This window comes from Pseudomonas sp. MYb118, from assembly GCF_040947875.1.
Classification (GTDB): domain Bacteria; phylum Pseudomonadota; class Gammaproteobacteria; order Pseudomonadales; family Pseudomonadaceae; genus Aquipseudomonas.
On record NZ_JBFRXN010000003.1, the window covers coordinates 194,713 to 208,585 of the forward strand.

Below are 13,873 nucleotides of genomic sequence, written 5' to 3' on the forward strand. Positions count from 1 at the left end.
CGAGGTTTACAAGTGAGTGAGAACGCCCGAGAGGCCATTCTGGCTGCGGCGAAATCCGCGGCGCAGTTGCACGGATACACCGGTATTAACTTGCGAAGCATTGCCGCAGAAATCGGTATCAAGAGCGCGAGCATCTACTACCACTTTGCGAGCAAAGCTGACCTGGGCGCTGCCGTCGCAGAGCGCTATTGGCAGGACGCGCTGGCGATGCTTGGAGACATACAAGCCTCGAACGCTGATCCGTATCAGTGTTTGCAGCTGTACCCGTCCATCTTTCGTAAATCCTTGAAGGACAATAACAGGCTTTGTTTGTCCAGCTTCATGGCCGCAGAATTCGAAGACCTGCCTGACCAGGTATCCAAAGAGGTCAAGGCATTTGCGGACGTCAACGTGAGATGGCTCGCTGAAATGCTGGTAAGTGCCGGCTGGGAACCTGGGCCGGCTTGTGAACGTCGTGCTCGCGCCATCTACACCGCTGTCGCAGGCGCGCAGCTCATCGCGCGAACCAGGGCAGACGTCAACCTGTTTGACGAATTGATGTTGAGCTATCAGGACGCGGGGTTGATTCCAGCCTGATTGGCCTGCAGTTGAGACAGCATCGGCCAGGGTCAATCACCCTTGCTTCACTGATTGCAAAAACTCAACGGTCAGCCCCGACAACGCCCGCGCCCCAACCACCAACGCCTTCTCATCCACGAAGAACCTCGGATTATGATTCGGTGCCGCAGTCGCCGGATCCTGCCCCTCAGGCGTCACCCCAAGAAAGATAAACAGCCCCGGCGCCTCTCGGGCAAAGAAAGAGAAATCCTCAGCCGCTCCCACCAATGGGCTAGTCGCAACCTTCCCGGAGGCCGCACGCGTAAGCACCGGGGCCATCTGCGCCGCGAGTCTCTCGTCGTTCACGGTCGTGCCATACCCCGCAATCACCGACACATCAGCCTTGGCATCCGCACTTTCGGCAATCTTCTCTGCCGTCAGCTTCACATCACGCCCAATCTGCGCCCGGACCTTCTCGTCGTAAGTCCGAATGGTGCCCGTCATCTGCACTTTTTCCGGGATGATGTTGGCCGCGCTGCCGCCCTGGATCGTGCCGACGGTAACCACCGCCGGCGACTGCGTCAGGTTGGTCCGGCGGCTGACGATGGTTTGCACACCAGTGATGACCTGGGCCGCCGTGACGATGGGATCGACGGTGTTCCAGGGCATGCCGCCATGGCCTTGTTTGCCGGTGACGGTGATGTGCAGGTCATCGCTGCTGGCGGTGGTCGCGCCGGTGCGCCAGCTGAGTTCCCCTGACCGCCCTGGCATCACGTGCACAGCGAAGACCGCATCGGGTTTGAGCGTGTCGAACAAACCTTCCTGCAACATCCGTTGCGCGCCCCACAATTCATTCGGGTCGGAGGCGGGCAGACTGTTGCCTTCTTCGGCCGGCTGGAAGATGAACATCACTTTGCCCGGCAGGTTGTCGCGCAGGCCCGCCAGCACTTCGGCGGTGGCCATCAGCATCGCGGTGTGTGCATCGTGGCCGCAGGCGTGCATGACGTCCACTTCCTGGCCCTGGTAATTGCCGCGAGCCTTGGAGGCGAACGGCAAACCTTCCGGCTCCTTGACCGGCAAGGCGTCCATGTCGGCGCGCAGGGCAACCACTGGCCCGGGCTTGCCACCTTCGAGGATGCCGACCACGCCGGTGTGTGCGATGCCTGTGTGAACTTCTAGGCCGAGTTTGCGCAGGTGATCGGCCACCAGTTTGGCGGTGCGCGTCTCCTGGCTGCCCAGTTCCGGGTGTTGGTGGATGTCGCGGCGCCATTCGATCAGCTTGGTTTCCACTGCGGCCGCACGGCTGTGGGCCTGTTCTTCGAGTGCGCCGGGTGATTGCGCCTGGGCGCTACCGGCCAGGCCCAGCAGCAGGGCGGCCAGGACGACCCAGGAGGAGGAAGTCTGCATGGTCGTTATCCCATCACGCTGTGGCAGATGGAGGGGGAAACGCGGGCGGCGTTACGGCAGGTGGCTTGCATGATCATACCCATTAAGTATTGTTGTAATGGTGATCAGGGTCCCCTGTGAGGCTGGGTGTGTCTAATATCGAACAAGTATTGTTTGATGCCTTGAAGGTATTGAGTGCGTAGCGAGTTCCTGTTTCTGTGTGTTTACGGCATTAACCAGGACGGGCTGGCCAGACGGGGCAACCCATCCAGCCAACCTCTTTTCAAGGCGCCAACAACCGCCAACTCTCAGTGATCTCCCGCCCCAACCGCCTCAGGCGAGAGACCCTTGGCACTTTGGGGCGAACTGCTCCCACCAGCCCTCGCGGCTTGGCTGCTGCTGATAGGTCTGCACCTTGTCCGCCGCGCTGCCCAGCAACTCGCTGACCGTCGATTCGCGTTTGGCCACGTACGTCTCCAGCTCCTCGATGGCATCGCTCAACACCCCGTAACCGCCGGTGAACACCGCCGAGGTCATCTCGGTGGCGCAGGCGCCCGCCAGCAGGAAGCGGGCCACGTCCAGGCCGCTGCGTGCGCCATTGGTGGCGATCAGCGGGTAGTCGTCGCCCATGGCCTTGCGCGTCTGCATGACCCAGCGCGCGGTGAGTGGCAGGGCCCAGGCGCCACCGATGGCGGCGCTGGTGCCAAGCAGGGGCAAGCCGCTGTCCAGGTCCGGGATGAATCCCATGAAGCGGCCCATCATCACCACGCTGTCGGCGCCGCCGCGACGTGCGGCCTGGGCCAGGCCGACCACGTCTTCGCTTTGCCCGGTGAGCTTGATCCACAGGGGCAGGGTGGTGGCTTCGCGCAGGCGGCGCACGATGGCTTCGATACGCGCAGCGCCGCGTTCGAGGACGATGGCGCCCTTGGCGGCTTCTTCGCCGTGGGGCGCACCGATGTTCAGTTCCAGCACGCGCAGGCCGGCCTGTTCGATGCGTTGGGCGAAGGCCGCGCACTGCTCCAGATCGCTGAGGATCAGGCTGGGGATGACGTAGGCGTCTTGCAGGCGCGCTTCGCGGTCGAGCAGCGCCAGTTCCTGCAGCCACTCCTCGAAGTCGCGCTGCACCAGGCCCGAGCGGCCGAAGAGGCTGGCCTCGGCCGGCGGCTGGAAGTTCCAGGGCAGGCGGTTCCACTGGGCGTCGAGCAGCACGTAGTCGGTCTTGTCCAGTTGCTCCTTGGCGGCGGTGGATTCGTTGGTGGACTTGGCCACCACCGCCCCGGCGCCGCTGGCCAGGGCGGCGCGGATAGCGTCTGCGGTCATGGTCTGTTCACCGGCCCCGCAGATCACCGGGTTTTTCAGGGTCAGCCGGCCAATGGTGGTCGTCAGTCGTGTCATGCCCGCACCCTCACAGGTTCATCAGGCGGGCGGCGTTACCGGAGGTCATCTTGCGGATGTCCGCGTCGCTGAACTCCAGGTCGAGCAACTGGCCGATGACGTTGCGGAAGCCGTCGGCGATGCCGGGGTTGCCTTGCTGGCCCAGGTCGGAGCCGAGGATCGTCAGGTCGACGGTGCCGGCCTCGATCACTTCACGCAGGAAGGTGTCGTCGTAGAACTTGAACTTGGAACCCGGGACCCACATGCACATCGAGTGCTCCATGAACACGCCATCGCGGGCCAGTTGGCGCATGTCGTCCAGGGTCGCGTCCACCACGTAGGTCGGGTGGTTGACCAGCAGACGCTTGACCCCACGCAGGCGGGCTTCCTCGAACAGCGGCCAGATCTCGCGGATGTTCAGGTGGCCGGCGGAGAGCACTACGTCATTGGCGGCGATCAGGTCGAGGATGGCCTTGACCTCGTCTTTCAGTTGGTCGTTTTCATCGAGCACGGTCAGCGGGATCGGTTGCAGCATGCGCTGGGTAGTCTGCGGGAATTTCTCGACGAACTTCTTATCCTGGTGGTGATGGGCGATGTGGTTGGCCGAGGAGAAGGTCGGCATCCACACCAGCTTGGCGCCGAGCGTCAGGCCGTGTTCCACAGCGTGCACGTTGAGGCCGCCGACCGCATTGTTCAGTGGTACGCCGGAGAGCATGTGCACCTTCAGTTCACTGAAGTGCTTGTTCAAGATGTGGGTGACCGGCGTGCAGCTGTAGTAGTGGTCCTTGAGCAGCACGGCTTTGAGGCCGGCTTCGGACGCTTCGCGCATGGCTTCGACATGGTCGCAGTAGCGCGGCATGACCGAAGGGCCGCTGTGGCAGTGCAGGTCGATGGCGCCCTGGAGCAGGCTGTCGATGTGCGCCTGGCGTTCTTCGCTGATCGGGGTGTCGATGATGGCATTCATGGAAGGTCTCTCTTGTTGTGGTGCGGGTCAGCGGGCCGACCCGTGGAATTGACGGACTTGCTGGCTCCAGCCAGCGCGCAGCAGCGCCTGGTCGGAACCGAGGATGAAAAAGCTCACGCCGCGGGCGGCGAAGCGTTCGAGGTCTTCTGCGTTGGCGACGAACATGCCAGTGGGTTTGCCGGCGGCGTGGGCCGCGTCGAGCACGCGGCTGACGGCGTCCTCGACCCGCGGGTCGTCCAGGCGCTCGGCGCCCAGGGACACACTGAGGTCAGCGCGGCCGACCAGCAGGCAGTCGATGCGCTCAAGGCGGGCCAACTGGTCGAGGTGCTCCAGCGCTTCGCGGTCCTCGATCTGCGCGATCACCGCATGGCGACCGTCCTCGGCCGCCAGGTGTTCGGCGAGGTTGGCGCGACCGTAGCCGCCAGCCCGGGGCGAGTTGGAGAAACCGCGGCTGCCGTCGCGGTAGTACAGGGCCTGGAGCACTGAGTTGGCCTGGTCGGCGCTGATGATGTGCGGCAACACCAGGCCGTCGGCACCGAGGTCCAGGGCTTGTTGCAAGGTCGCCGGGCGCTTGTCCGGCACGCGCACCAGGCCGCCGGTGCGGGCGGCACGGCAGGCCAGCAGGCTGATGTCCAGCGCGGCGGTATCGAACGGTGCGTGCTCGGCGTCGAGCACCACCGCGTCCAGGCCGGTGTCGCCGGCAATTTCGATCACGGCATGGCTGGGCGTCTTGATGAAAGCGCTGAGCAGGCGCTCGCCCTCGCGCAGGCGGCTGGCGAAAGTCATGCCGGCTGGCCTTTGGCGGGGGCGAACTCGGCGTCCTGGTATTCGATCAGGTGGCGGTAGTCGTCGCGGATCGGCGAGAACACGTCGAGGTTCATCACCACTTCGTCGCCCAGGGGTTCGGCGTAATGCACCACGTGCGGCGGGATGCGAATCATGCTGCCGGGGCCGCCTTCGACCACCTCGTCGTCCAGGTGAAAGCGCACTCGGCCCTGCACGATGATCACCAGTTGCTCGAAGGTGTGGCTGTGGGGGAACACGTCCATGCCGGGGGTCAGCCAGTTCATCACGCACAAGGTGTCGTCGCCGCGAAAGGCAACGCGCTCGACGCCTTTGCGCACGGTTTCGCGGGGCAGGGCATTCCAGTTGTGAAGCAGGGCCTGGGCGAGACTCATCGGGGTTTCTCCGTTTCTTTTATAGGAATAGTATTTCGGTGTGAGATAAACCTACGCCGGCTTTCGGGACGCGGTCAAGTGACTTTTTCGACCTTGACAGCGGTTCTCTGACGACCCTAGGATTGTGTCGTACAAAAAAACAACGTTTCTAAGAAAGAAACAAAGTAAAGGAAGTGCCATCCATGCGAGTCATAGAATCCCTTTTGATCGACGGGCAATGGTCTGCCGGCAATCACCCACGCCGCGCCGACGTGTTCAACCCTGCGTCCGGCGAGGTCATCGCCCACTTGAGCCTGGCCAGTTCCGCCGATCTGGATCGCGCCCTGGCAGCCGCCGCGCGCGGCTTCGAGGTGTGGCGCAAGACGTCGGCCTACGAGCGCTCCAAAGTGCTGCGCCGCGCCGCCGACCTGGTGCGCGAACGCGCCGACGAAATCGCCGCGCTGATCACCCTCGAACAAGGCAAGCCGCTGGCCGAGGCACGCATGGAAGCCTTCGGTGCCGGCGACCACATCGACTGGTACGCCGAAGAAGGCCGTCGCGCCTACGGCCGGGTGATCCCGCCGCGTGCTGCCGGCGTGCGCCAACTGGTGCTGCGCGAGCCGATCGGGCCGGTCGCGGCGTTCAGCCCGTGGAACTTCCCGGTCAGCCAACTGGTGCGCAAGATCGCCGGGGCCCTGGCCGCCGGTTGCTCGATCATCGCCAAGGGCCCGGAAGAAACCCCGTCCTCGTGCATCGAACTGTGTCGCGCTTTTCAGGATGCCGGCGTACCGGCGGGCGTGCTCAACCTGGTGTTCGGCGTGCCGGCTGAGGTGTCCGAGCAGTTGATCCGCTCGGAGATCATTCGCAAGGTGTCCTTTACCGGTTCGGTGCCGGTCGGCCGCGCCCTCGGTGCCCTGGCCGGGCAGTACCTCAAGCGCTGCACCCTGGAGCTGGGCGGCCATGCGCCGTTCATCGTCTGCGACGATGTCGATGTCGAGGCGGTCGCCACCCTGGGGGCCAACCTCAAGTTCCGCAACGGCGGGCAGATCTGCGCATCGCCCACCCGCTTCTATGTGCAGGCCAGCGTCTACGAGCGCTTCGTCGAGACCTTCTGCCGCGTCAGCGCCAACCTCAAGCTCGGCGACGGCCAGGACGCCAGCACCCAGCTCGGCCCGTTGGCCAACCCGCGTCGCGTCGCGGCAGCCCAGGAATACGTCGACGACGCCCTGGCGGTCGGCGCGCAACTGCGCCTGGGTGGGCAGGGCGGCGAGGGCGCGGGCTTCTACTACCCGGCCACGGTGCTGACCGAAGTCCCGGAAAACGCCCGGATCATGAGTGAGGAACCATTCGCGCCGATTGCCTCGATCGTCGCCTTCGACACCGTTGAAGAAGTGATCGCCAAGGCCAACGGCCTGCCATTCGGTCTGGCGGCCTTTGCCTTCACCCGTTCGGTGCAGCGCGCCACGCTGCTGGCCGACGAGTTGCAGTCGGGCATGGTCTCGATCAACCACTTCGGCCTCGCCGCGCCAGAGACGCCGTTCGGTGGCGTCAAGGACAGCGGCTACGGCAGCGAAGGCGGCAGCGAAGGGCTGGACGCCTACTTCACCACCAAGTTCGTCAGCCAGGTCGGCTGATCCTTCTTCACCCAAGAGAACAACAACAATGGAAACCTTCGATTACATCGTGATCGGAGCCGGATCGGCCGGCTGTGCGCTCAGCGCACGGCTGGCCCAGGCTGGCAAGCAGGTGCTGTTGCTCGAAGCCGGCCCGGCCGACAATCACCCCTACGTGCACATTCCCGGCACCTTCATTCGCGTGCACGGCACCCGGCGCACCTGGATGTACCGCACCGAGCCCGAGCCGTTCGTCAACCAGCGCGAAGTGTTCATCCCCCAGGGCCGCACCCTGGGCGGCGGCAGTTCGGTCAACGCGATGATCTACATTCGCGGCCAGGCCGAGGATTACGAAGAATGGAAAAACGCCGGCTGCCCGGGCTGGGGCTGGGCCGACGTGCTGCCGGTGTTCCGCCGTTGCGAAGCCAATGCCCGCCTGGGTGGGCAGTTGCACGGTCAGCAGGGGCCGCTGAAGGTCAGCGACCCACGGCACAAGCATTTCCTCAGCCGCGCCTTCGTCGAGGCCGCGGTCGAGGCGGGCGTGCCGGCCAACGATGACTTCAACGGGGCCAGGCAGGAAGGGGCGGGTTTCTACCAGACCACCACCGCCGACGGCCGTCGTGCCAGTTCGGCGGCCTCGTACCTGCGGCCAATGCGCAAGAACCCGAATCTCACGGTGATGACGAGTGTCCATGTCACCCGGTTGCAGTTTGACGGTTCCCGTGTGGTCGGTGTGCAGGCGCAGGACGAGGCCGGCCGCGAGTTGAGTTTCCGTGCCCGTGGCGAAGTGATCGTCAGCGCCGGGGCCATCGCCTCGCCAAAACTGCTGATGCTGTCCGGGATCGGCCCCCGCGAGCACTTGCAGGCGATGGGCATCGACGTGCGGGTGGACGCGCCGCAAGTCGGCGAGAACTTCCAGGACCACCTCAGCGCCTCGGTCTACGCCCAGACCCGCCAGCCCTCGAGCCTGCTCGGGCACGACCGTGGCCTGCGCGCCGTCGGCCATGGCCTGAAATACCTGGCCACGCGCAGCGGCCTGCTCAGCTCCAACGTGGTGGAAAGCGGGGCGTTCGTCGATGCCACCGGTTGCGGTCGGCCCGACGTGCAGTTTCATGTGGTACCGGCGCTGGTCGGCGACATCGACCGCATGCCGCCGGCCGGTCATGGCATCTCGGTCAACCCCTGTGCGCTGCGCCCGCGTTCCCGTGGCCGGCTGCGCCTGAAAAGCGCCGACCCGCTGGCCGAAGTGGCGCTCAACGCCAACTACCTGAGCGACCCCGAGGACATGCGCACCATGGTTGCCGGGGTGAAACTGGCCCGCAAGATCCTGCGTGCGCCGGCGCTGGCCAATGTGGTGGAGCGCATGCTCATGCTGCCGGAAAACGACGACGTGCCCGACAGCGTGTTCGAGGACTACGTGCGCACCGTCGCCAAGACCGTGTTCCATCCCGCCGGCACCTGCCGGATGGGCTCGGACGCAGCCGCGGTGGTCGACCCGACCCTGCGCGTGCGCGGCGTGCAGGGGCTGCGGGTGGCCGATGCGTCGATCATGCCGACGATCGTCAGTGGCAATACCAACGCACCTTGCATCATGATCGGCGAGCGCTGCGCCGACTTCATCCTGTCGGCCCAGGCCTGATCAGGCTCGCTTCACCCACACCACAACAATTACAAAAAAAGAGTACTGCGATGAAGCTCATAGCCCGCAACACGTTCGACAACGAGCAGGACAGTGTGCTGTACAACCGCATCGCCTGGCGGTTGCTGCCGTTCCTGTTCGTGCTCTACATCATTGCCTTCCTCGACCGGGTCAACGTCGGTTTCGCCAAGTTGCAGATGTCCGCCGACATCGGCCTGAGCGACATGGCCTTCGGTTTCGGTGCCGGGGTGTTCTTCATCGGCTACTGCCTGTGCGAGATCCCCAGCAACATGATGCTGCAAAGGGTCGGGGCGCGGTTCTGGATCACCCGCATCATGGTGATGTGGGGCATCCTCTCGGTGTCGATGATGTTCGTGCAGACGCCGAACCAGTTCTACGTCCTGCGCTTTCTGCTGGGCATGGCCGAGGCCGGGTTCTATCCGGGGGTGGTGTTGTACATGACTTACTGGTTCCCGTCCTATGCCAGGTCCCAGGCCATGGCCTGGTTCAACCTGGGTATCGCCATGGCCGGTGTGCTGGGCAGCCCGCTGTCGGGCTGGATCATGCAGACCTTCGCCGGTGTGCACGGCCTGGCCGGCTGGCAATGGTTGTTCCTGATCGAAGGCACGCCGGCGGTGTTGCTCGGCATCGTGGTGTTCTTCTACCTCGATGACCGTCCGGGCAACGTCCACTGGTTGAGCCCGGAGCAGAACCAGCGGGTGGTGCGCCAACTGGCCGCGCAACGCCAGGCCCAGGAGCATGCGGGGGCGGGGCACAATTTCCGTGCGGCGTTCGTCAACAAGGACCTGTGGCGGCTGATCTACGTGAACTTCGCCCTGTTGTGCGGCACCTACGGCGTGAGCTTCTGGCTGCCGCAGATCGTCCAGGGCCTGGGCATCAAGAGCCTGACCCACACCGGTTTGATCGCGGCCATTCCGTTCGCGATCGCCTCGGTGGTGATGCTGGTGGTCAGCCGCCATTCGGACCGCACCCGCGAACGGCGCTGGCACGGCACCCTGTGCAACCTGGCGTCGGCGGCAGGGCTGGCGATAGCCGCGTTCTTCCACGATCAGCCGGTGCTGTCGCTGGCCGGCCTGAGCCTGGCGATGTCGGGCGGCCTGGCCGGATTCTGCGTGCTGTGGGCGTTGCCTGGGGTGTTGCTGACCGGCACGGCGGCGGCAGCCGGTATCGCGCTGATCGCCACCATCGGTAACCTCGGTGGCTACGCCAGCCCGTTCATGATGGGCTGGGTCAAGCAGGGCAGCGGCCATCTGGAATACGGCCTGTACGTGCTGGCAGTGATGACCCTGATCGGCGCCTACGCGATGTTCTCGGTGAAACCGCCGCAGCAGGATCGCGCTACGGTTTCGGCAGAACCTGCGAGTATTTGATGTCGTAGACCAACACAAGCGTTTCGCCAAGCGATACAATCGGGCTTTCCCAAAAGCTCCATGCGAGGTGAACGCTTGAACCAGGACGATGAAAAGCCCGCCAGCGGTCCGGCCCTGCTCGAGTCGGTGGAGATGGTCTTCCGCCTGCTCGACGAACTGACCGCTGCGCGGCGCCCGCTCGGGGTCACCGAGCTGGCGCAACAACTGCAAACGGCCAAGCCGCGCACCTATCGGCACCTGGCGTCGATGCGCCAACTGGGGATCCTCGAACAGGACCCGACCACCGAGAAGTACATGCTCGGTTCGCGCCTGGTGGCCTATGGCGAAGCCGCCGGCGAGCAGTTCGACCTGCGCGCCATCGCCGACCCTTACCTGACCCGCATTCGCGATGCCACCGGCCAGACGGCCTTGCTGGCGGTCGCCACTCACGACACCGCACTGGTGGTGTCCTGTGTCGAATCCAAGGCCAACGTGTGCATTTCGGTGAAACCGGGCAACCGCGTGCTGCCGTATTGCTCGGCCCAGGGCCGCACGGTGCTGGCCTTTGCCGACACCGCCAGCCAGCAGCGGGTGATGCGCCGCAAGATGCCGCAACTGACGCCCCTGACCCTGCACGAACCGGAAGCGTTGGCCGAGCGCCTGGCGCTGATTCGCGAGCGCCTGTATGACGACGCGGACGGCGAAGTGACCATGGGCATCAATGCGGTGTGCTGCCCGATCTTTCGCGACAACGACCAGATCGTCGGCACCATCGGTATCGTCGGGCCGAGCGCGGCGATCCCGTCGCCACCGCCGGCGGCGATGTTGCGCGAGTTGCAGTCGGCGGCGGCGGAGATCAGCGAGCGTCTGCACGCGGGGACTTACCAGCGCCTCTAGCAGCGCTGGCGGTGGAGACAGAGGTAAGGTTTTTGGCTTTGAGGACCCGGTTTTCGTGGGGCTGGAATTTGGTGGGTTTTTTGATGTACCTCATAGGGTATCTATAAAAAATCAGCTAGTTATGGCTTTCAGTGGAATCGAATCGGAAATTCTTGGGCTCCAACAAGAGCTACGCCCCGCGCTTCATAAGCTAAGTGGCTAACGGCAGAAAACGACCCATTGCGGCCTCTTGCGAACGGCAGCAATCGGCCTACTGCAGCCGGTGATTTGTATCCGTAGAATTAGGTACGATTCATCATGGGCATGGAACAGGTTCAGTGGAAAATGGCAGGCACAAGACGGTTCATCAAAGTATTTCTTGCCTCTCCAAGCGATGTAGCTGAAGAGCGTAAGGTCGCCAAAACCATCGTTGACGATTTCAATAGCCAGCTAGCGGACGCGCTCGGATATCAACTCGAACTGGTCGGCTGGGAAGACACGCTACCCGGCGTCGGCCGGCCGCAAGCGATCATTAATCGCGATCTTGATGGATGCGACCTCTTCATTGGCATGCTTTGGAAGCGTTGGGGCACGCCGCCAGGAACGGAACCCTACACTTCTGGTTTCGAGGAAGAATTCAACCGGTCGATGACGCGAAATGCGAAGGAAGGCCGACCTGAAATCAATCTCCTGCTCAAGGATCTTGACGCCGCGTCTCTCGCCGATCCAGGGGATCACCTCAAGAAGGTCATCGCGTTCAAAGAACAGGTCTTCGCCGAGAAGAAACTGTTGGCCGGCACTTTCACGGACGTGCGGGACTTCGAGGGCAAGTTCCGCAAGTGCATTCAGGGATACGTCATCTCACTTGCCAACAAGGACAAAGAGTCAGAGTCCGAGAAAGATCAAGCACCTTCTCCCGGCACACATGCCACCCAGACATCCGAGCCAGGGCCAACGACTCCACTGTCAGTAGAAGGGGCAAGATTCCTGCGAAACTTCTTAAGCAAGGCCGAGAAGGCGACTGATGAGCATCCCCTGACTGCCATCGACGTAGCGCGGGTCAGATTGCTTTCCATGATAGCGGCCGTCCACGGTAACGATCAACAATCACTGGGACCGCATGACGCGAACCTTCTCTACAAGGCGCGGACGAATTTTGAGTTCGGTCGGCGAGAACTCAACGGGCTACGTGATGATGGCTTGGAACACCTCGAACACGAGAACGTTCCGCTCTGGCACTGGGTTGCAGCAGTCGACGGCTTCAAGAACAACAGACTGCCCGTCTGCTCTTTGGTCGGCTCGACCGAAAGGCGCGTCGGCGCGCTGAAAGCCATGCGCCTGATCGCACTACCCATCGTCGAGGAAGAGCTCGTTGGCCGCAACGAGATCATTTCGCTGTGGTTTGCCGACACTTCCGAAACTGCAGTGCGTGTCTCCGCCTTGGATTATCTGAGCGAATGTGGTCAGCCGTCAGACCTGCCCACCATCCATGAAGAGTTTGCCCGGAACGAGACACAGACGACCAGCGCGGCAGCCAACGCCATCATCCGCATCTTGCTACGTGACGATCGCCGAAAAGCCTTGGAGACTCTCTACAGCTTGCAGCCCACCACGGTGAAGCAGGATCTTCTCGACGAACTGTTCAGCCACGATGCCGAGTTTGACGTTGAAGTCTTGCTGCGTGGACTCAGTCATCGCAATGTTCTGGTCAGAATCACCGTGGTCAAGTTGTTGCAAAAGCGGCGGGCGCTCGGCGCAAGCGTCGCCGAACCGTTGCTAAACGACAGCAATGCCGAGGTGCGCTATGAAGCGCTGCAAGCACTCATCACTGACGGCCGTAGCTATTCCGTTGAACAAGCGAAAGCGGTCCTCGTGCGTAAGAGCCCAGCTCCCATGGGATTATTGTCCGCCATGACTCATGCCGATACGGAAGGTGAGGCAGTCTTAGATCGTTACACCCAGCAGCTCTTTGATCGCTTTACAGACGCGCAGCTCGAAGAAGAGGACCGATTAGCGATCTTCGACCAAAATGCTTATTTCGCGCTGATCCGTCGTAACTTCAGGCTGCATGGCGATAACTTACGTAAGGCAGTTGCTAATCAATTCGTAGATCGTTTTGAGTCGTTGCTGGAGGAAGTGGCTAAGCGGTATGGGCCGTTGACTGGCCTTGTCGAGAAAACTCGCTCACTTGGGGAGTACCTGCGCCGCAAGTTTACTCGCGAAGGCTTGGATATTATCTGTAGTCGACTCGACGCGGCCGACCTTCCGCTAGTTCGCTCAATGCTTGCAAGTGGTAGTGTCAGCTACTCAGCTGCAGACCTTAAGCATCTCGGGAAGTTCGGTCAATGGTGCGACATTCCCTTGGTGATTGCATCGCTCGACCGGCCCGAGCAAGGTAGTACGTATGCATCGCTGCTTTCGATTGCAAGCAGTACCAAGCGTGAGGATGTGGCGTGTACGCTATATGCGCTCGGCAAGCATCGGCTCAACGACCTGCTGGCCATCACGATGCCCGGATACCTCATTGCGCGCATCATTCCATTGATACCCGATAAAGCCTTTCTTGGGCTGGCCGAAGTCGTCATCGTTTCGCTTATACAGTCAGAGTTTGAGGACGTGCGGAAGTTGGCCTCGCTCAAGTATGTCCGTGCCTTTTCTCGCCGCCAGGCAAAGGTGTTTCTTGACAAATACATGGCTGCCGATCAGTTTTATTACAACGTCGTACATTGGTTCGACTTCGGCATATCCGTCCCCAGAGACAGAATGCTGCGTGCAGCCAGGAAGGTGGTGGATGCGTAGCACGCGAAGGGCGCAATGAGTTGCGCCCTGTTTTAACGTCACAGATGTCAAACCATCAGCACTCGCGTCAGCTCAGGATTGAAGCCAGCAGCGCTGCTTCAGTTCATTCTCTACCAGTCCCATTGGTCGCATTTTACTTTGCTGTTTCCGAGACTATG

At 62.6% G+C, this 13,873-nt stretch carries 11 protein-coding genes; 6 read left to right on the forward strand and 5 right to left on the reverse strand.

What is annotated here, in order from left to right; translation table 11 throughout:
• The first annotated feature begins 12 nt into the window (after positions 1-12).
• Positions 13-576, forward strand: coding sequence for a TetR/AcrR family transcriptional regulator (locus ABVN20_RS22295; RefSeq protein ID WP_368557910.1), 564 nt, complete (start codon positions 13-15; stop codon positions 574-576).
• Positions 577-612: 36 nt separating this feature from the next.
• Here ABVN20_RS22295 and ABVN20_RS22300 read toward each other — a convergent pair whose 3' ends face one another.
• The 5 genes from ABVN20_RS22300 to ABVN20_RS22320 all read right to left on the reverse strand — a co-directional run bounded on the left by ABVN20_RS22300 (position 613) and on the right by ABVN20_RS22320 (position 5,439).
• The gene (locus tag ABVN20_RS22300; RefSeq protein ID WP_368557911.1) at positions 613-1,944 is read right to left on the reverse strand and encodes an amidohydrolase; all 1,332 of its coding nucleotides are present in this window, start codon (positions 1,942-1,944) and stop codon (positions 613-615) included.
• Positions 1,945-2,256: 312 nt separating this feature from the next.
• A complete protein-coding gene (locus ABVN20_RS22305) occupies positions 2,257-3,318 on the reverse strand; it encodes a dihydroorotate dehydrogenase (protein WP_368557912.1) in 1,062 nt (353 codons plus the stop codon).
• 10 nt (positions 3,319-3,328) lie between these two features.
• Positions 3,329-4,261 carry a DUF6282 family protein gene (locus tag ABVN20_RS22310; protein WP_368557913.1) on the reverse strand — a complete coding sequence of 311 codons (933 nt, stop codon included), beginning with the start codon at positions 4,259-4,261 and terminating at the stop codon, positions 3,329-3,331.
• Positions 4,262-4,288: 27 nt separating this feature from the next.
• The gene (locus ABVN20_RS22315) at positions 4,289-5,047 is read right to left on the reverse strand and encodes an HpcH/HpaI aldolase/citrate lyase family protein (protein ID WP_368557914.1); all 759 of its coding nucleotides are present in this window, start codon (positions 5,045-5,047) and stop codon (positions 4,289-4,291) included.
• A complete protein-coding gene (locus tag ABVN20_RS22320; RefSeq protein WP_368557915.1) occupies positions 5,044-5,439 on the reverse strand; it encodes a cupin domain-containing protein in 396 nt (131 codons plus the stop codon). Before ABVN20_RS22320 ends, ABVN20_RS22315 begins: the two co-directional genes overlap by 4 nt.
• Positions 5,440-5,621: 182 nt before the next feature.
• On the opposite strand from ABVN20_RS22320, the gene ABVN20_RS22325 reads away from it, so the two are divergent.
• The 5 genes from ABVN20_RS22325 (at position 5,622) to ABVN20_RS22345 (ending at position 13,715) form a co-directional block, all read left to right on the forward strand.
• Positions 5,622-7,052 (forward strand): NAD-dependent succinate-semialdehyde dehydrogenase, encoded by a 1,431-nt coding sequence (locus ABVN20_RS22325; RefSeq protein WP_368557916.1) that lies wholly within the window; start codon positions 5,622-5,624, stop codon positions 7,050-7,052.
• Between the two features lie 28 nt (positions 7,053-7,080).
• The gene (locus ABVN20_RS22330; protein ID WP_368557917.1) at positions 7,081-8,670 is read left to right on the forward strand and encodes a GMC family oxidoreductase; all 1,590 of its coding nucleotides are present in this window, start codon (positions 7,081-7,083) and stop codon (positions 8,668-8,670) included.
• Between the two features lie 50 nt (positions 8,671-8,720).
• Positions 8,721-10,061: an MFS transporter gene (locus ABVN20_RS22335; RefSeq protein WP_368557918.1), complete on the forward strand. Its 1,341-nt coding sequence runs from the start codon at positions 8,721-8,723 to the stop codon at positions 10,059-10,061.
• A gap of 75 nt (positions 10,062-10,136) precedes the next feature.
• Entirely contained in the window at positions 10,137-10,937 is an 801-nt protein-coding gene (locus ABVN20_RS22340) for an IclR family transcriptional regulator (RefSeq protein ID WP_368557919.1), read from the forward strand.
• A 297-nt stretch (positions 10,938-11,234) separates the two neighbouring features.
• The gene (locus ABVN20_RS22345) at positions 11,235-13,715 is read left to right on the forward strand and encodes a DUF4062 domain-containing protein (protein WP_368557920.1); all 2,481 of its coding nucleotides are present in this window, start codon (positions 11,235-11,237) and stop codon (positions 13,713-13,715) included.
• Positions 13,716-13,873: the final 158 nt, after the last annotated feature.

What these genes read in the sequence shown, in the direction of transcription:
- ABVN20_RS22310 (WP_368557913.1), bottom strand. Translation starts at nt 4,261, where the DNA reads ATGAATGCCATCATCGACACCCCGATCAGCGAAGAACGCCAGGCGCAC.
- ABVN20_RS22320 (WP_368557915.1), bottom strand. Translation starts at nt 5,439, where the DNA reads ATGAGTCTCGCCCAGGCCCTGCTTCACAACTGGAATGCCCTGCCCCGC.
- ABVN20_RS22345 (WP_368557920.1), top strand. Translation starts at nt 11,235, where the DNA reads ATGGGCATGGAACAGGTTCAGTGGAAAATGGCAGGCACAAGACGGTTC.
- ABVN20_RS22325 (WP_368557916.1), top strand. Translation starts at nt 5,622, where the DNA reads ATGCGAGTCATAGAATCCCTTTTGATCGACGGGCAATGGTCTGCCGGC.
- ABVN20_RS22315 (WP_368557914.1), bottom strand. Translation starts at nt 5,047, where the DNA reads ATGACTTTCGCCAGCCGCCTGCGCGAGGGCGAGCGCCTGCTCAGCGCT.
- ABVN20_RS22335 (WP_368557918.1), top strand. Translation starts at nt 8,721, where the DNA reads ATGAAGCTCATAGCCCGCAACACGTTCGACAACGAGCAGGACAGTGTG.
- ABVN20_RS22330 (WP_368557917.1), top strand. Translation starts at nt 7,081, where the DNA reads ATGGAAACCTTCGATTACATCGTGATCGGAGCCGGATCGGCCGGCTGT.
- ABVN20_RS22305 (WP_368557912.1), bottom strand. Translation starts at nt 3,318, where the DNA reads ATGACACGACTGACGACCACCATTGGCCGGCTGACCCTGAAAAACCCG.
- ABVN20_RS22300 (WP_368557911.1), bottom strand. Translation starts at nt 1,944, where the DNA reads ATGCAGACTTCCTCCTCCTGGGTCGTCCTGGCCGCCCTGCTGCTGGGC.